The following is a 17,819-nucleotide window of genomic DNA, read 5'->3' on the forward strand; positions in this document are numbered from 1 at the left end:
GGAGGTTTTTACCTAATTCTGAAACAAAAAAACTGCTTTGCATAAAGATACAAAGCAGTTTGTAGTAGAATAACAATCTTGTTATTTGAATTCTAACGTATATTCAAAATTATACTTCCCTGAGTTGATATAAAACTGAGGTAATGTTTCTGACAAAGTACCTCCGACACTCATTTGAATTAAATCAATATTTAAAGTATAAAAACCTTGTTCAACCAAATCGTAAGGATGCTGAGCTTTTTCTATATTACTCGCTGCATATGGCCAAATAGAAAAACCGAATTCAGGTGCTCCTTTTACCACAATACCTGGTTTACGCGATTCAGACAATGCCAACCAACGTACATCTGACCTGTTTCCGTTTTCTTGAGGATAAATATAATTGTTAAACAAATCATCTGTTGCAAAACTGTATTCATCGACAACGGTACCTCTTTTTCTATCCACATAACTCTCCATAGGTCCTTTTCCATAAAAAGTAGACTTCTTATATGAACTTGACACCCCCATCGTCATACCATAACGAATTAAACTAGGCAACGATTCTTTCGCATCTAAATTCATAGAGACTTTTACACGCCCATCACTTAACAATACATAAGAAGTTTCTAACTTTACCTCATCTTTGAAAGCTTTTGAAACAACAATCGTAACAACATTATTCTCTGACTTTACATCTACATTGGAAACTTTCAATTTTGATTCAAGTGTTTTCCAATATTCTCTTGATTTTTTAAACAAACGACTACTTGCTCCACGAATATCATTATCTACAGGAGGACGATAGAAGTTAGGCTTTAACGGACTTGAAACTTGCTCTTTTTTCCCAACAATAAATGAGGTCAAGTATCCATTCTCTTTAGAAACTTTAGCAGTGAATTTTTTACTACTAATAGCTATTTCAGCTTCAGTTTCTTTTACAACTAGTTGTGTTTTTGATTTTGAAGAAAATGCAGTATCCAAACTTCTTTCTTGAATCAACAATTGCTCTTTCGCAACTTCATGTCCTTCAGCCGCCCAAAAAGTTTGCGCTTTCTCATGAACTGAAATCTGCAACCAATAATCAGAATTTGATTTGAAACGTATTCTTTTGATCGGTATTTGAAGTTCTCCAACCGTACCCGCTTTTACATCTACGTTTTTTAAAGTTCCTTTTTGAATTACTTTTCCATTTTCAGAAACTGTCCATTTTACGACATAATCATTTAAGTTTTTCACATTCAAATGATTCGTTGCTTGAACTTTACCTGTCCCTGCATCGGCAGTTGTAAAATTAAAAGGTTGAAAGATATACTTACATTCCCATGCATGTGGATTTGGAGATTTATCTGGAGCAAACACCCCATTTATACAAAAATTACCAGCATTTGGAACATCTCCAAAATCACCTCCATAAGCATAATATTTTTCACCTTTTTCATTAGTAGCCTCTAATCCTTGGTCTATCATATCCCAGATAAATCCACCAATTAAATTAGGCTTTGAATTGATCAAATCCCAATATTCACCTAAACCACCAATAGAATTCCCCATCGCATGTGCATATTCACACATCACAATTGGACGATTGATATACTTACTTTCAGACATTGCTTTAAGTTGGTATATTTCAGGGTACATTCTACTTAACACATCAACATATTTCGGATCTGTAGGATTTGCATGTGCTGGCCCTCTAAACAATTCTTGACCTTCTTCACCTTCTTTGTAATCCGGGTGTGTAGGATCTCCTTGTGCACCTTCATAATGCACAAAACGTGACGGGTCGTAATCTTTTACCCAAGAAGCTGCTGCTGCAAAGGCTGGTCCGGTACCTGCTTCGTTTCCTAATGACCAAGAAATAATTGAAGGATTGTTTTTATCTCTATCAACCATTCGCATGACACGACTTAAAATAGGAATTGCAAATTCTGGTTGTTGAGGAGCATAACTTCCTAAATGATGCGTTTCAATATTTGCCTCATCCATTACATACAAGCCATATTTATTACAAAGCTCATAAAAATAAGGATCATTAGGATAGTGAGATGTACGAACCGCATTGAAGTTAAATTGCTTCAACACTTTTACATCTTCTTCCATGTCTTTTCTAGTCAAAGCTTTACCTCTAACTGGATCATGGTCATGTCTGTTAACCCCTTTTATTTTTACAACCTTTCCATTGATCAATAATTCTTGTTGATCGCTAAAAGAAACTTTTCTAAAACCTACTTTTTGACTTCTAGATTCGACTACAACACCATTCGGATCTTTTACGTCAAAAACCAACGTGTACAAGTATGGGTTTTCTACAGACCATTTTTCTGGACTCTCTATATTCGCTTCCAAAAACGCGAACTTCGTTATATCGCGCTGTGGCCATCTTTCAAAATGAATCTCTTCAATTGAAGCAGTCATAGGTTTCGACAAGACTTTCTGATTATTTGCATCGTATAACTCTGCAGACAACTCCCATCCTTTCAATTTTTCTTCATCACCCAACATCCATAAATGGGGACGTACTTCTATTTTTGCATCTTCTAATTCACCATCAAATTTTGTTCTTACAAAGAAATCATTTAAAGCAATTTTTGGTTGTGCAAGCAACATCACTTCTCTGTGAATACCACTCAAACGCCACATATCTTGATCTTCTAAATAACTACCATCACTCCATCTAAATACTTGAACGGCTACTCTGTTGTTTCCTTCAACCAAGTACTCACTTATATCAAACTCTGCCGCCAAACGACTTCCTTGACTGTAACCAACTTTTTGACCATTTACCCATACATAAAATGCAGAAGAAACACCACCAAAGTGTAATATTACAGATTGCTCTTTCCAATCAGCTGGGATGGTAAAATCTCTGTAATAACTTCCTACAGGATTGTCTCTATATTTTTCAATAAATGGAAATTGAGGCGGATGTGGCCCCATGTAATTAAAATTTCTTTTCCCACCATTTTCTATATCTGGTGTAAATGGATAAATAATATTGGTATAGATCGGTTGACCAAAGCCCTGTAGCTCCCAGTTAGAAGGCACCGGAATATCCGCCCAGTTTTCTCCCTTAAAATCTTTTGCACTGAAATCTAATGGACGATCACTAGATTTATCGACATAATTGAACTTCCATGTACCATTTAAGCTTTGCAGTCTTGCAACCTCACGATTACCCAATAACGCATCTTGATGATTTTTAAAAGAGTAACTCGGTACACGAGCTCTCAATTTGTTTTTCTCAAACATAAAACCATTTTCCCAATCGTTCTGTGCAATACTTTGAAACGAAAGTAATAGCGTTACTACTCCGGCAATAAAATATTTTATTCTCATACTATTTTTGTTTTCAATATAATTAGAAAGTGCGTCTAAATTAAATATTTTCAGACAAATAAACTTTAATTCTTTTAACAAAAAATACCCAATGAAAGATTCATTAGGCATTTTAATCTACTTTTATTTTAGGAATCTAAATATTCTTTAATTCTGTACGCATTCTATCCATAAAAGGTTTTAGTTCAGGATACGTTTTTCCAGTGATTTTAATTAACTTATTATTAAACTCTTTATTGACTTCATTGATTTGAGTCTTTATATCCTCAGCAGAAATTTCACCTGCTTTGCCTTTTTTCATGATAGCAACATAATCATTAAAATAAGCGACTCTTTCATCTAACAAGTTTTTCTCTTCAGCTTCGTCTAAGTCAAATTCTTCTGCAGCTGCAGATACATAATAATTGATTTTTTTCATTTGGTATTTATCTTGAGCAAAAACACCTTGTATTGAAAATACCAAAACAGCGAGTAAAATTATTTTTTTCATTTTTTGAAACTTTTAAATTGTTATTATATTTCTGAAGAAAAGCAATACCCACTTATAAACTAACCAAAACCAAATCAAAAGCGAAACTTAAAAAACTTCAACTCTTATCTAAGCAGGTATATGCTTCTTCAATTTTTATTCTTTTACTTCCATAAATTCAACCGGAGAACCGTTGTGAACAATAAAAGCCACTCTAACTCCTTCACCTGGTGAAAAGGTTTCGACTAATATTTCTTTCCCTTCAATAGCTTCCTCGATATTATCTACTAAAAATGCGACATGAGGCAATTTCTGCATCATTTCAGGCATAGGAGAATCCGAATCAAACTTTATCCATTCTACTCCATATTCATCTTTACTAAAATCTGTATAATGAATCTTCCCTGGCTCGTAAAAACCATCCCAATTTTTTTCTTCTGTTGTTGGGATTCCAATATGACTAAATTTATAATCCATTGCTGTTGTTTAAGTTTATATTATAGTTGGAAAGTTACTTCCTGTTACAAAATTGGCTTAATTATTAGTAATTAAAACTATGGTTTTTACCCTACACCAACATTATATTACCTTTACTAATCGCCAATCATATTATAATATCTGTATTCGTTTGGTGTACTACCCATAGCTAACTTAAATTGCTTATTAAAATTATTAATCGAATTATAACCCACCAAATAACATATTTCAGAAACCGATTTTTCTTTGTGCACCAAATACCTCAATGCTTTTTTTATTCGAACTTCATTCAAAAACTGTACGAACGATTTATTTGTCATTTTTTTAAAAAACCTACAGAAGGAATTAGGTGTCATACATGCCAAATTGGACACATCTTCAAGGGATATATTTTGTGTATAATTATCTGAAATATACTTTAAAACCGTATCCAGTTTATCGGTTTTATGAGGGACCACCTGCCTCATATCTGTGTTTGATAATCTAACCTTATCATTTGTTCTAGCCAACTTAAGTAATATTTCCATCAAATGGATTGATTGGTTCGCAAGAGGCATTTTTACAATTTTTGCTAATGTATCATGTAATTCTTCGGTGATCTCAGAACCAAAACTGACTCCAAATTTTGACTCATCTAACAGTTCCCTAATCTCAATAAACTCTGGTCTCTCAAATGTTTCTACACTGATAAACTCTTTCTTAAACTTCAGTACCGTTGTTTCAACTTGCTTGTTTCCTTCATTCTTATGATCATAGAAAGACGCATCATTTCTCCAAAGATGAGGAACATATGCACCTACCAAAACTAGATCTCCAGGATGAAAAGACGCAACGCTATCTCCGACAAACCTGATACCGCTACTTTTAGTAACATATAACAACTCAAATTGACTATGGTAGTGCCACGATGAGTCAATACAAGGCACCTTGTTTCTTAAAACGCTTAGCCTCTGATTTACAATATCTTTAGAGTTCTTTAAAAATAATTTCATAAAATCTAATTGTTGGTCTTCTACAAATTGAATCATTATTACGCCTCACTAATTGTTAAAAATTATCTATCCGTCTCACGTTTTTACCTCAAAATTTTATTCTTAAAGTAAAATTATTGCCAAAGTCTATAATATTCTATCTCGAAAAACACACTTCCATTTGTACCTAATTCTGACTTAGAATCTGGAACTCCATGCCATGGAAAAGTTTCTTGATCGAACCAAACATAAATTGGTTGTGTTACTACAAAGTTTTCACGATCACCGTTTCCTCCTCCTAAGTTGGTATCATCATAAGCATTTATAACTTCTCTAGATACATTTCTAAACAGCTGGCCATCTATATATATTTTCACTTCATTTTCGTTCCACTCATAACCATAAATATGAAAATCATCTGCAACTCTAAATCCTAGATCATGATGTTCTGTATAAGTTGTTCTACCATTTCCAAAGTTAGTCCAATCATGAATAGACCACCACAATTCTCTCTCTTTTCCTGCTCTCTCTTTATTGGTCTGTTTGTGATCGCCAAACATTTCAAAAAAGTCAAATTCTGTACCACCTCCTGTAGCCCAAAAAGAACTCGTTACCTCAGCATCGGCAGCTTTTGACTTAATCTCTAAATACCCATAGGTAAATGATTTTTTAGCGATTACGGCAGCAGTTGTAATATTTTCGAAATATATTTTCTCTCCATTTACCTCGTCATAATTAAGTCCATTTACAATTTTTGGTATAAAATTATAATCTGGATCCCAACGGGTTTCTAACATTAGCTTTCCATTTTCAACTTTTACATTATCCGTTGAAAATTGTGAAGGAGCCCTACCAACGAATCTAGATTTAAACTCTCCGTTTCTACCTTGAACTAACCATTTCGTTTCGTCCAAAACTTGCCCTTCAAATTCATCACTAAGCTCTTCATTTAACACCCAATTCCCAGAATTTTGCTGATCAGAAGCAGGTAACAATACTTTTGGTGTGTCATCAATTACTGGATCTTCCGGAAACTCCACTTCCTCATCTGCATACTCTATAAGTTCTTCGTTACTTTCACCACACGAGAACAATCCGAGCAAACCAACCATCAGTAATACTTTAGTACTAACAAAATTCATAATTACAGTAATGTTATAAAATTCAATAACACACAAATTAAAAACATCTTAGGACTACTTTATTTACTTAACTTATCTAGTTTTAGCCAAATTTTACCCTAAAACTATCAAACAATTACCATTAACTTGTTAAAACATGAAAACAAAAGCTAAAGTTTGTTTTTGTTTTTTTCTTTGAAAGAATTTATTTTTATAGCGTTTTCTTCGTTGAGTTGATACTTTTTCAAATACCAATAAGCTCTTCTCGAGATAAGAAATTCATTATGCTCTAACAACATACAAGTATTCGTTTGAATCTTTTTTGATGTATATGCTTTTGCATCCAAAAGCGTCAGAAAAAGATCTATTTCTTGATACGATGCTCTTTTTATATTTTCATCACTTATCTCCTCAAAAAAACCAGTGGGATATTCGAATTTAGTTTTCATCAAAGAATTCAATAGCCCCCTTGCCTCGTACTCGTTTGATTCTTTGTAAGTTTCAGAGACAAATCGAAAGTACAATTGATCATTTGACTTTTCAAAATAAGCAATCGCTAAATTAAATAGTTCTTTCGATTTTTGTGCAATTTTACTAATTGCAGCTACAGAAATCTCAGAATACGATTTTCTTTTGATCAATTCCTCCAGCGCAAATATTTGATATCCTTGATTCGAACCAAGAACTAATTGTTGTAATTGTTGATTCGTATATTTTTGCGATGTAATGTTTCGAATTGCATCTACAACGTCTCCATTGGCCCAATACCAAAGTGTATAACAAGTCCAAACAGCACCTTCAACCACAGCTGATTTATCTATTTCTACCGTAGCTCCAGAAAAGGCATCCATTGCATTCGCATGGTTCGTTGACACTAGCTCATATTTGTAATAAGTTTGTAAAGGAGAAGCTTTGTCTTTTAAGATGCGATCTAATTTTTGATAATCTTCTTTTGAAAACTCAATCCCTTCATTTTTTTCAAGTGTGTTCCCATTTCTCAATTCAAGATCTGTAAACTCTCCCAACGCATTCCAATGCACGCGAACCATAACTATTTCACATTCTTTAGAGCCACAAACGACAGATTCTACATCCATATAAAAACTAGAAGTTGCACTATAAGGACTTATGACCTCAACCAACTCACAATTAACTTTTTCCTGCAAACTAATGCCTGGATGAATGATTGAAATCTTATGTGTAAGTTGCCTATCTGAACGAACAAACCTTCTTGCTCCATATGTATTCGTAATACATAAGAACAAGAAGACTACACTTAAACTTTTTAATTTGCTATTCATTAAACTTCATAACAACGAACTTCAAATAGCTTTGCATCAGGAAATCCGTAGGTTTCTTTTAAATTTATTCGAATCGCCGTAACTTTCACTTGATCAAAATTAAATTTCACCAAACGGGCAATGTTGTTTTCTTTAGTATCAACTTTTTGCCATACTCCATCAACTCTCACTTCCAAATTTAGAGTTTTCATCAATTCAGGTGGTACATAATCGATAAATGATTTTCTTTGAAAATCTGTTAGTGGCTGTTTACGCATTGTTATGTTCTTCTGCAAATTCGTATCACACTTAATTTCAACTTTTGATATCTTTACCGGAACATCCCATTCCATTTGCAAAGAAGCATCTAAACCATCAGACATCCAGTGATTTATCTTCCCATCAATATCTCTTGAAATCCCATTGATTAGATTTTTCGCAGCTCCAGATTTTGTAGATGAACCGAATATTAAACTTGCCTGTTTCGCCAAGTCTTTTGCATCATTTGCCACCACGTTCGGAATAAACACATCATCTCTCATCAATTGCTCTTGCAATTCTTTGATGTATTTTTGACCGATATCTCTTGGGGTAACTCCTTTTTTCACACAAAGTGTTGCAGCTGTACCCACTGCTTGTCCCATTAAGGCACAGGTACCTTGAATTCTCGTGGAAGACAAAGCTATATGTGTCAAACTCGCATTTCTTCCAGCAAACATTAAGTTTGATATATTTTTCGAATACAACGATCTAAAAGGTACTTCGTACACTGTTTTAAATCGCTCGTGAAAGAAACTTGGTTCATTTTCTAAATCTTCTATCCCTCCAGGATTGTGTTCATCTAATGACCAACCACCAAAACCAATAGCATCTTCAAAATGCCTATGCTCTGTTAAATCTTTTTCAGACAACACATGATCTCCAATAAACCTTCTAGACTCTCTTCTTCCAGGGAAAGAGCCAATCCAATCAATTGCAAAATTTTCAGACTCTGGAAATTTACCTGAATTTTTTATATAGTTCCATACACCATGCGCATAGCCCATTAACTTATGTCTATTAAACTCCTGAACATCAATAATATCAAAATCATCACCCAGCTCAACCCACCAATATCCATCAACAAAATTTCTAATCTTTCGATGTTTGGTGTTGTCCCCATTGTATTCTATCATAAATGAAGGAGGTGTATAAGGCATCGGTCTACCGTAATCTCTACCTTGCATCAAAATAGAGGCTCCCATCTGCCATCCATCTGGCTCATCTGGAGCATATTTTTCATTAAATTCTTTTTTACCTTCTCTTCCTGTTCTAAACAATGCTCCTGCTTTTGCAGCCATCAGACCATCTCCAGAACAATCAATAAAAACATCCGCCTTTAAAGTAAATTCAGTTTCAGTTGTTACTTGCCAACAACGTGCAGAAACAATCTTATCTCCATCCATCTCTGCATCCATTGCTGCAGTATTTACCATAACTGTTAAGTTTGGCTCTCTGGTTACGTAATCATAAACCACATGATCCCACATTGGATAAGATTCTTGTGCATTGTACAATCTATTTTCTAGCAATAGTTCTTCTACGATTCCTGTTTCTCTTTCTGCAAGTCCCGTGGACAACCTATTTACCCCATTTACTGTTACACGAATTTCACTAGACGCATTACCACCTAAAACCGGTCGATCATTCACCAATACAGTTTTGGCACCGTTTCTTGCCGAAGCTACTGCTGCGGGAATCCCAGCCATACCTGCACCAATTACAACTACATCATATTCCAAGGTTTTTTTACGGACCGGAAAAGGCACCTTTTGACCTGTACCTAATTGATGCCATTGTTCTTGACCTCCGTTACCTTCACCTACAGAACCAACATTTGTAACTTTCGAAGCTCCTTCAACTGTTTTACAAGAAACAGGTAAAAGACTCGTGGCAACTGCGGCACCGGCAACATTTTTTAAAAAATTTCTTCTTTTCATATTGTTTCGTCTAAAAATTGGTATTGAATTCAGCGTTCAATGATTTCGTTTTCATGAACATCTAGCTTTACAAATATCTCTATCAACGCTCTAATCTTTGTTGTTCTCAGTATAATTAATGTACATCTAAGTACATTCTAAAAAACCTCTTAAAATGTAACTCCCACAATTTGATGCAATTATTTATTAAATTTACATAAACTGCCTATTACATTATGATCAAATACATTTTTTTAACCATTATATCTTTATTTCACCTCAACGAAGTGTTAGCTCAAGGGAATTATAAATTGGAGAATTACGGAAACAGATCTATATTGTTAAATGGAAATGTAACGGGTAGTGTCTCTGATTTGGGACTTACGTATTACAATCCATCAAGGCTTGCTTTGGTGGAAAATGTCGCTTTCTCTATCAATGCCAAAACCTATGAATTGAAACAATTAGAGCTTACGAATACATTTGGAGACGACGAAAAAATAAAAAACAATACGTTTCGTGGACTACCAACAATGGTGGCCGGAACTTTTAAAATCCCTACTCTTGAAAACAGTCATTTCGCATATGCGTTTATTTCAAAGACTAGAAATCAGTCGTCATTAAATTACGAAACAGCACTTATTATTGACGAAATCATAGAAGATTTCCCTGGTGATGAAAAATTTATTGGTCGTGTTACATTGAATAACTCGATCACAGATGAATGGTTCGGAGGATCGTGGGCTAGAAAATTAGGAGATCGATTTAGCATTGGTACTTCTCTGTTTTTTTCGAAATATGCAAATATTGGTATTAGTGAACTCAATTACAATGCACTACACTCAACTGATAAAGTTGCTAATTACAATAAAGAAATTTCATATGCTTTATACTCTTATGGTTTCTTTGGAATTATCGGAGCCGCTTATAAAACTAAAGAGATCGAACTTGGAGTTAATGTTACATTGCCTTATTTACCGGTAAAAACTGAAGGGAGTTTTGTTTACAACGAATTCTTAGCAGGAATTGGCTCTGGCGAAGACATTTTTATTTACAACAATTTTTCTGGCTTAGAAGCTCAACGAAAAACACCTTTATCCATTGCTTTTGGAGCTGGAATTCCAGTAGGCAAACACACCATACATTTAAATACAGATTGGCACAGTAGCATTTCTGCTTATGCACCGATTAACCTTCCTACCTTGGATAGTGAATTGGGTACAGCACCTACTTTCAATTTTGTCGAAGAACGTAAAATGGTCTTCAATTATGGAATCGGAATAGAATATTACATCAACCCTAAGTTTAACGGGTATCTGAGTTATTCTTCTGATTATTCTTCCTACCTAAGAAATGCGAATATTTATGACCTTTTATCAAAACGAGAAAGTGATGTAAATTTCAAGACCGATTTTCATCATTTTGGCTTTGGTACAGATATTTCTTTCAAAACAATTCAATTGATTCTAGGAGCAACCTATTCTGCAAGTGGAGCGAATTTTGAACAACCTGTAGATTTTCCTGGTGGCTCAGAAACAACACCAAATGATATTTCAAAATTACGTATTACCCGTTGGCAATTTGTAGTAGGAATCGAAATTCCGTTTTTACAAAAAGAAATTGACAATCAACTGAACAAAATGCTAAAGAAAAAAGAAAACTCTAAAACGAATAACTAAAATACACGCCGTATTCATTTTCTGAGAATTGTGGTAATAATGTGATATTTTGTGTATTCATAAACGGATTGTAATCTTTAAATGGCTCAAAATAATATATCAATTCTGTAACTAACATTCCTAAACCGGCTCCTACTAGCACATCGGACACCCAATGTTTATTGTTCAATACTCTAAAAACTCCAGTTGTCGTTGCAAATGCATAACCGCTATATGCCAAAAGAGAAGAACTACCTTCAAACTCTTTATACAATACCGATGCATTGGTAAAGGCAAAACTTGTATGACCTGAAGGAAAAGAATATTCAGCACCATTCGGTCGGTTCTTTTGTGTAGTGCGTTTTAAGGTATGGGTGATTATCGAAGTAACGGCATTGGCCATAAATAAATATTTTGTTTGGTCGAACCAATGATTCTTTGCTTGTACGCCAAACGCATCTGCGGCATACATCTCAATTATCGGGATGTATTGCACATAATCATCAATAGGAAAGTCATACTCGTTGCCTACTTTATTTCGAATCTCTGTTTGCCAACGTTTTTCTAAATCACTATTGTTCAAAAGCAAACCAACACCAATCAAACTAACAGGTATAATACTTTTTCGAAACAACACTGTTTTTTTGTTTTTTTGAACTGTTGATATAGTGTCTTTTACTTGTGCCGAGCTCTGAACAAATGAAGCACACAAAAAGAAAAGCAAATAGCAATATTTTTGAATCATGGTAGCGCAAAGATATTGAATATTACGAAAGACAAAACCAACAAACTTTCATTGGCATGAAAGAAAATTTATTGGCTATATAAATTATACTCGTAAAGAATTTAATTCTTTTAGTAATAAATTTATTTCTTTCTCTACTTCATCTATGGATTTTACTGAATCGTCAAGTACAACCAATCGATTTGTCTCATGAAGTAACTTCGATGAATCGCCTTGTTCTTTGGCAATCATCGCCTTTAACCAAACTGCTGATAATTGATATTCCGTATTCTCAGACAATTCCGCCACATTTGCCAAAGCTTCTGCTCTTTTATGCTCTTTCTTCATCAAAGCTTCAAGTGCTTCAATATTTTCTTTTCCAAATGCCTTAACCCATTGCTCTTTTTCCGAAGTTTGTTTTTCTTGCTGACGAGTTCTTTCATCTAAATCTTTCAACATTTCTGTTTGAACAGCTATAGATTTTTGATTGTTTTCCATGCTATTCGTATCCCCTATATAGGAAGTTAGCAAACCAGCTGAAGTTAATTGTCTATCTCCAGAAAGAACTCCGATTAATGTAATCAAACCACCAGCAGCTCTAGTTGTTTCAATTCCTAAACGCTTAGACTGGAGTTGCTCTAACTTTAAAGCATATAAATTTTCATCCCCGGTAAATTTAACGCTTACATGCTTGTATTTTTCTTTGCCAATTTTTTTCATTGCGCGTTCGTACGCTTCAAAATTTGCAGTGGCAACTTCAGTGATTTCCCTATATACTATTTTTTCTCCAGTATTTAATCGAATATCTCTAGAACCAAATGTCCCATACTTATAAGTGACTTCAATTTTAGTTTTGTCGTTTTTAGTGATTTGTACGTCCTGTGCGTTTAATGATAAACCTAATAATAGTGCTAACATTATTGTGAATCTTGCTTTCATAATATAAAATTTTAATTAGTGACTTCTATTAACAAAAGCGTACAAATTGATAAAAAACCCTAGAATTATTTTTAATAAGCATGGACAACACGATTATTTATCGGTTGTGTATCTCTATAATTATTAATTGGCATGTTTTCTTTAATTAGTTTTATTGTACGTGAAGACAAAACCAATCTATTTTTAAAAAGAATCCAATTTACATTTTCCGAACAAGGAGGTGTCGTTAACGAACCTTCATAAGCATAATAAGAATCGATTCCTGGATTCACTTTTTTCAAGTTCACTTTTTTATCTGTTACCATTGATTCTCCAGGTTTTAAATGAACATAGGCATCAAAAAAGTTAAACGTATCCTCTTCCCTTCCTTCTCTCCCTAAGACACTCAAAACAGTATAATTTCCATTAGAACTTGCATGTACAAAATGAATTTCAATAGGAAAACGAACTCCATTAACTGTATGTTCTGACGGTGAATGAAAATGAATTTGCTTTAAGTGAAAAACCTCATTTTTATACAACAAAGAATCTCCTTTTTCGAAATCAAACTCAATACTATGGCCATTATTGATCACTTTTTTAAGTTCGATATTCTTTTTATACATGAATTCGAGCTGCGTTTTTGATTTCGCGCCTTCAATAACATCATCGGTTAATATATTGATTGGAGATTGTCTTTCACCTCCACAATCAGAGTTTTTTTCAATCTCTAACCAATGTTCCGGAGATGTTTCTCCTTCGTAACTCCAGTGTTATTCTTTATGTTTTGATACCTGTTTTTGCTTTTTTTTATTCCCACAGCCTATCATAAAAACCATCGACAAAACAATAATAAAGGTATTTTTCATAAATTGATATTATTTAATAATTCAGTCATACTAAAATACCTGAAAAAAAATTAATTTATTTTTAGGGTTTTTCATCCTACTTTACACTATTATAAATGAAGGCACCCAACAAACCTTTCTAACTATAAAATTATATATCATGAAAAAAGCTATTTACCTAACAATTATGTTAATCGCGAGTATCTCTTTTGCTCAAACCAATGAAAAACCAGAAGCAGATATTGACGCATCCAAACCCACAAACTTCTATTCACAATTAGACAACACTTTTGAGGTAGCTGCTTCAGAAACTCAAAATGTGATGGGCTATAGAGGTAAATTTATGTTCGCTCCTTCAGAGGCACATTTAGTGCTAGCCGAAGTGCCTATCTTATACAACGACAGAACAAAAAAAGTCGGACTCGGAGATATTAGAGCCCGATATTTTTATCTACCTTATAAGAACTATGACAAATTTGTGGGTGCATTTGGACCTTCTGTAGATGTTTTTGCTCCTACTGGTAGTTTTAAAGACGGATTAGGATCTGGAAGATTCATTGTATCTCCTGGACTTACCGTAGGGTTAATGGCTTCTGAAACCATTCAATTTTTCCCAATTTTGTCTTACCAATATTCGAGTAAACCTACTTACGACAACCCAACTCCTGATGCAGACATCGCTTTGCATGGAATGTCTTTTCAAGTAATCACACCAATCGTATTTTCTGAAAAATTCTTTACACAGATTACACCAATCTATAAAATGAACGACATCAATAATGAAAGAAACGATCGCTTTGAACAAGAAATATTTGCAGCATATTCACTTACCCCTAAACTACAATTGACTGGTTATTACAACGGAAAATTTCAAGACAAAACGCACACAGTAAGTGTTGGATTGACAATGTTCTTATAAATACATCAGAAAAAAATAGAATAACTCATTTGTGAAGTCAAATGAGTTATTCTTATTTAAAACAAGTATTTTTACATCTTAAGAATTACTCTCATGGATATTCAGAAAACAGAAAATAAAACATTATGGGTTACCGTTGTAGCTAATATAATTTTCGCTTTGGCCGGATGGATAACCTATAAATTTACAGGTTCACAAGCGATGTTACTTGATGGTAACTTTTCTTTCGCGTTGGGTTTTGCCACCTTAATTGCAATTTTTATTTCTAAAAACAAACATAAAAAAACCGCAACTTTTCCGTTTGGTCAATATGTGTACGAAGCGGCTTTTGTTTTATCTAAAGGATTGCTAATTTTAGGAATTATTGTAATGGCTTTTTCTCAAAACCTAATGAAAGTAATCAATTATTTTCAAGGGCACAGAGCAACACCTATTGTGATGATTCCAATCTACTATTATGTAATATTCATTCTAATCACGACTTTTTCATTGCTCTACTATTTCAAAACACAGAACAAAAAAATAAATAACAGAAGTAGTCTTTTATTGGTAGAAGCTGAAAGTGCAAGAATCGATGGACTATTAACAATTGTTACAGGTTTTGTGTTTTTCTTAATCTCTTTTATTTCAAAAGACTCTTCTATAAATTTTCTAATTTATATTGGCGATTCATTGATCGTCCTTACAATGTGTCTATTTATGATTAGCAGCCCTATTGGAATTATTAAAAATTCTTTTATCGAGCTTAGTGGTGGTTCCATTCAAAACAAGGAAGAAAAAACTCAAATTGAAACTTGTATAACGAACCATATTCCTGAAAAAACTGACTACGAAACCTTTATTTCTAAAGTAGGATCAGGGTACTTAGTGGTCATTTATCTTAACCCTACAACCATAAATTTAAATATTGAAGCAATTAAACAATTACACAAAAACATGCTTAAAGAACTAACTACAACATTCAAATCTATCAAAATAGAAATTGGTCTCAAACTAGAGAATTAATCGAATAATCGCAATATCATCCAAAGCTACAAATCCTTTTTGAGTTAGTTTTGCAAACTGATTTTCGTAATAGTCTTTTAAGTCTTTTCTCGGCTTTTCTTTTAAAAATAAATCCACCACAGCTAACTTTGATTTCGCATGTACTAGTTTACTCAATCCGTCTGTTGCAATTGCCACATCTGTAACCTCAGTAAACAGTTTTGATTCTATATCGTTCTTATAAACTTCTTCAAATTTTTCTGTCAAATGATAGCCTAAAAAATTGGGTACGTTATTTTGATCTATTTCCGTAATTTTTCCATTTACAGAAAAAATACCATCACCACTTATGTGAATTGAAGCTTGTTTCTTTTCTTTATGATATACTAATAAAACCAGCGTAGATAATAATTCTTCCATCTGTAAAAAAAATAATTTTTTAGCTTTTCTCACATCTTCAAACAACTGACTTAAAATATATTCTCCGATTTCATTTACCGCCATCTTTTCAAGATCAAATTCTTCTAGAATCTCTTTCATTTGAGGCAATACTCTACATGTTTTAAACAAAGACTTTGCAAATAAACTTGAAGTAAAATGGCTCTCTTTGGCAGTTGAACAACCATCCATTACAGCGCAGACGATTATATCATCATTTAATTGTTGACTAAATAAAAAATCTTCATTAAAATTTGTGTGATGCACACCACGCTTCAAAAGAGATAATAACTCCATTCTATTTTTTTGTATTGGGTTCTACTTAAAACAGCGTAAAAAAACTAGCAAAACCCTAGTGGATTAAATATCACTTTGCATGAACTTTTTTAACCAGGCTTTTGCTACTTTCCAATCGACTTCTATCGTTTTAATTGACACTCCCAATTCATCCGCAATTTCTTGCATTTTCATTCCTCCAAAAAACTTTAGCTCTACCACCTTCGCTTGTCTTTCGTGTACATTTTCTAAATGCTCAAGTGCTTCGTCAATTGCCAATACATTTCCTTCTTTTTCAGGTGTAAACGCAATGCCTTCTTCTAAGTCAATTCTCTGTGCACCTGATCCTCTTTTATTCGCATTTTTTTTTCGAGCATGGTCCACCAAAATTCTACGAATGGCCTGAGCTCCTACTGCAAAAAAATGAGAGCGCCCTTTCCAGTCAATATGATCTTGATCTACCAAACTCATATAAGCCTCATTCACAAGCAATGTAGGTTGTAAGGTATGTCCTTTTTTTTCTCGAGCATATAATTTTTCTGCTATCAAATGAAGGTTATCATACACCAATGGATACAACCGAGCATCTCTATTTTCGAAAGAACTATCGTTTAATATTTTAGTTACATTATTTTTATCCATATTTTAGTAAAAGCTATTAATTTAACTCTATGCAATTTATTAAATAATTTTTTATGATTTACCTGTTAATTACTTTGTTAATCAGCATCTTTAGCTCAGACGACAATGATTTCTTTTCGATTCCTAATGTGAACAAACAAATAAAAGAACATATCGCTGAAGATCAGAGAAAAGACAGCATTTTGATCTACATGAAACAAGGGAAAGGGTTCATGAAGGACTATCAAAAAAGTCACAAAAAAAACCTGAAACGATTAAAAAAATCACTAAACCAAGAGACCATCTCTTCAAGTGAAGTAAAAGCACTTTTCAAGAAAGATACTGATGAATTGCAACAAATGCAAGATTCGCTCATTCACTACAGGTTAAAGATTCAAATACTGATAAATGAAAATGAATGGAAAGAAATCTTAAAACCTATTACCCATCCTTCTGACAAGTACGTCAAGAAAAAGAAGAAAAAACAGCTCAGAGAAAAAGAAAAAATAGAAGAACTACTCGCAGAAACAAAAGAAATGATTTCAAAAATCATGGATGACGGAGACAAAAAACAAGAAGTACTGATTGCTTTTGACGAGTTTACTAATGAAATCGATGACTTGATTGAATACGATCACAATTATTCATATTCAAAAAACGAAACACTTAAAAACAGAAAAGCTACCAAGCATAACTTAGAAGATGTTTATGCTGTTAAAAACAAAATACGAAGTGAAATTCACCAATCTTTCCACTCATTTTTTGGCATTGCCAAAAAAAACACAACAGAAGATGAATGGAAAGACCTTAGGAAAGAATTAAAGAATTTGTTCTGATAA

Annotated in this window: 15 protein-coding genes and 1 pseudogene; 4 read left to right on the forward strand and 12 right to left on the reverse strand. The window is 33.5% G+C overall.

What is annotated here, in order from left to right; genetic code table 11:
* Positions 1 to 81 precede the first annotated feature (81 nt).
* From F6P99_RS01395 to F6P99_RS01425, 7 genes are all read right to left on the reverse strand, one after another.
* Positions 82 to 3,318, reverse strand: a complete 3,237-nt coding sequence (locus F6P99_RS01395; protein ID WP_152285655.1) for a glycoside hydrolase family 2 TIM barrel-domain containing protein — start codon at positions 3,316 to 3,318, stop codon at positions 82 to 84.
* Positions 3,319 to 3,454: 136 nt separating this feature from the next.
* Positions 3,455 to 3,808: a hypothetical protein gene (locus F6P99_RS01400; protein WP_152285656.1), complete on the reverse strand. Its 354-nt coding sequence runs from the start codon at positions 3,806 to 3,808 to the stop codon at positions 3,455 to 3,457.
* Positions 3,809 to 3,943: 135 nt separating this feature from the next.
* Entirely contained in the window at positions 3,944 to 4,264 is a 321-nt protein-coding gene (locus tag F6P99_RS01405; protein WP_152285657.1) for a VOC family protein, read from the reverse strand.
* Between the two features lie 116 nt (positions 4,265 to 4,380).
* Positions 4,381 to 5,292 (reverse strand): AraC family transcriptional regulator, encoded by a 912-nt coding sequence (locus F6P99_RS01410; RefSeq protein ID WP_226912982.1) that lies wholly within the window; start codon positions 5,290 to 5,292, stop codon positions 4,381 to 4,383.
* Positions 5,293 to 5,369: 77 nt separating this feature from the next.
* Positions 5,370 to 6,377 (reverse strand): family 16 glycosylhydrolase, encoded by a 1,008-nt coding sequence (locus F6P99_RS01415; protein WP_226912983.1) that lies wholly within the window; start codon positions 6,375 to 6,377, stop codon positions 5,370 to 5,372.
* 149 nt (positions 6,378 to 6,526) lie between these two features.
* Positions 6,527 to 7,657, reverse strand: a complete 1,131-nt coding sequence (locus tag F6P99_RS01420) for a hypothetical protein (protein WP_152285658.1) — start codon at positions 7,655 to 7,657, stop codon at positions 6,527 to 6,529.
* A complete protein-coding gene (locus F6P99_RS01425; RefSeq protein ID WP_152285659.1) occupies positions 7,657 to 9,615 on the reverse strand; it encodes an FAD-dependent oxidoreductase in 1,959 nt (652 codons plus the stop codon). Before F6P99_RS01425 ends, F6P99_RS01420 begins: the two co-directional genes overlap by 1 nt.
* A 215-nt stretch (positions 9,616 to 9,830) precedes the next feature.
* On the opposite strand from F6P99_RS01425, the gene F6P99_RS01430 reads away from it, so the two are divergent.
* Positions 9,831 to 11,273 carry a hypothetical protein gene (locus F6P99_RS01430; protein ID WP_152285660.1) on the forward strand — a complete coding sequence of 481 codons (1,443 nt, stop codon included), beginning with the start codon at positions 9,831 to 9,833 and terminating at the stop codon, positions 11,271 to 11,273.
* On the opposite strand, the gene F6P99_RS01435 is transcribed toward F6P99_RS01430, so the two are convergent.
* The 3 genes and pseudogenes from F6P99_RS01435 to F6P99_RS01445 form a co-directional block, all read right to left on the reverse strand.
* Positions 11,257 to 11,889 carry a phosphatase PAP2 family protein gene (locus F6P99_RS01435; RefSeq protein WP_226913020.1) on the reverse strand — a complete coding sequence of 211 codons (633 nt, stop codon included), beginning with the start codon at positions 11,887 to 11,889 and terminating at the stop codon, positions 11,257 to 11,259. The two genes, F6P99_RS01430 and F6P99_RS01435, sit on opposite strands and share 17 nt — an antisense overlap.
* A 192-nt stretch (positions 11,890 to 12,081) precedes the next feature.
* Positions 12,082 to 12,915 carry a hypothetical protein gene (locus F6P99_RS01440; RefSeq protein ID WP_152285662.1) on the reverse strand — a complete coding sequence of 278 codons (834 nt, stop codon included), beginning with the start codon at positions 12,913 to 12,915 and terminating at the stop codon, positions 12,082 to 12,084.
* Between the two features lie 71 nt (positions 12,916 to 12,986).
* Positions 12,987 to 13,631: pseudogene (locus tag F6P99_RS01445) on the reverse strand (carbonic anhydrase); the annotation flags it as partial.
* A 271-nt stretch (positions 13,632 to 13,902) separates the two neighbouring features.
* On the opposite strand from F6P99_RS01445, the gene F6P99_RS01450 reads away from it, so the two are divergent.
* Together F6P99_RS01450 and F6P99_RS01455 are read left to right on the forward strand one after the other, a co-directional pair.
* Positions 13,903 to 14,661 carry a hypothetical protein gene (locus F6P99_RS01450; protein ID WP_152285664.1) on the forward strand — a complete coding sequence of 253 codons (759 nt, stop codon included), beginning with the start codon at positions 13,903 to 13,905 and terminating at the stop codon, positions 14,659 to 14,661.
* A gap of 93 nt (positions 14,662 to 14,754) precedes the next feature.
* The gene (locus F6P99_RS01455) at positions 14,755 to 15,666 is read left to right on the forward strand and encodes a cation transporter (protein ID WP_152285665.1); all 912 of its coding nucleotides are present in this window, start codon (positions 14,755 to 14,757) and stop codon (positions 15,664 to 15,666) included.
* On the opposite strand, the gene F6P99_RS01460 is transcribed toward F6P99_RS01455, so the two are convergent.
* Positions 15,655 to 16,380 (reverse strand): protein phosphatase 2C domain-containing protein, encoded by a 726-nt coding sequence (locus tag F6P99_RS01460; RefSeq protein ID WP_152285666.1) that lies wholly within the window; start codon positions 16,378 to 16,380, stop codon positions 15,655 to 15,657. The genes F6P99_RS01455 and F6P99_RS01460 overlap by 12 nt on opposite strands.
* A gap of 63 nt (positions 16,381 to 16,443) precedes the next feature.
* Positions 16,444 to 17,001, reverse strand: coding sequence for a sigma-70 family RNA polymerase sigma factor (locus tag F6P99_RS01465; protein ID WP_152285667.1), 558 nt, complete (start codon positions 16,999 to 17,001; stop codon positions 16,444 to 16,446).
* Positions 17,002 to 17,054: 53 nt separating this feature from the next.
* Between F6P99_RS01465 and F6P99_RS01470 the strand changes: the two genes are divergently transcribed.
* Positions 17,055 to 17,816, forward strand: coding sequence for a hypothetical protein (locus F6P99_RS01470; RefSeq protein ID WP_152285668.1), 762 nt, complete (start codon positions 17,055 to 17,057; stop codon positions 17,814 to 17,816).
* Positions 17,817 to 17,819 lie beyond the last annotated feature (3 nt).

This window comes from Flavicella marina (genome assembly GCF_009193215.1).
Classification (GTDB): Bacteria; Bacteroidota; Bacteroidia; order Flavobacteriales; family Flavobacteriaceae; genus Flavicella; species Flavicella marina.

Excerpts from the sequence above, each read along its gene's own strand:
- F6P99_RS01400 (WP_152285656.1), bottom strand. The coding sequence starts at position 3,808 with ATGAAAAAAATAATTTTACTCGCTGTTTTGGTATTTTCAATACAAGGT.
- F6P99_RS01420 (WP_152285658.1), bottom strand. The coding sequence starts at position 7,657 with ATGAATAGCAAATTAAAAAGTTTAAGTGTAGTCTTCTTGTTCTTATGT.
- F6P99_RS01415 (WP_226912983.1), bottom strand. The coding sequence starts at position 6,377 with ATGAATTTTGTTAGTACTAAAGTATTACTGATGGTTGGTTTGCTCGGA.
- F6P99_RS01425 (WP_152285659.1), bottom strand. The coding sequence starts at position 9,615 with ATGAAAAGAAGAAATTTTTTAAAAAATGTTGCCGGTGCCGCAGTTGCC.
- F6P99_RS01465 (WP_152285667.1), bottom strand. The coding sequence starts at position 17,001 with ATGGATAAAAATAATGTAACTAAAATATTAAACGATAGTTCTTTCGAA.
- F6P99_RS01455 (WP_152285665.1), top strand. The coding sequence starts at position 14,755 with ATGGATATTCAGAAAACAGAAAATAAAACATTATGGGTTACCGTTGTA.
- F6P99_RS01440 (WP_152285662.1), bottom strand. The coding sequence starts at position 12,915 with ATGAAAGCAAGATTCACAATAATGTTAGCACTATTATTAGGTTTATCA.
- F6P99_RS01405 (WP_152285657.1), bottom strand. The coding sequence starts at position 4,264 with ATGGATTATAAATTTAGTCATATTGGAATCCCAACAACAGAAGAAAAA.
- F6P99_RS01450 (WP_152285664.1), top strand. The coding sequence starts at position 13,903 with ATGAAAAAAGCTATTTACCTAACAATTATGTTAATCGCGAGTATCTCT.
- F6P99_RS01430 (WP_152285660.1), top strand. The coding sequence starts at position 9,831 with ATGATCAAATACATTTTTTTAACCATTATATCTTTATTTCACCTCAAC.
- F6P99_RS01470 (WP_152285668.1), top strand. The coding sequence starts at position 17,055 with ATGATTTACCTGTTAATTACTTTGTTAATCAGCATCTTTAGCTCAGAC.
- F6P99_RS01460 (WP_152285666.1), bottom strand. The coding sequence starts at position 16,380 with ATGGAGTTATTATCTCTTTTGAAGCGTGGTGTGCATCACACAAATTTT.
- F6P99_RS01395 (WP_152285655.1), bottom strand. The coding sequence starts at position 3,318 with ATGAGAATAAAATATTTTATTGCCGGAGTAGTAACGCTATTACTTTCG.
- F6P99_RS01410 (WP_226912982.1), bottom strand. The coding sequence starts at position 5,292 with ATGATTCAATTTGTAGAAGACCAACAATTAGATTTTATGAAATTATTT.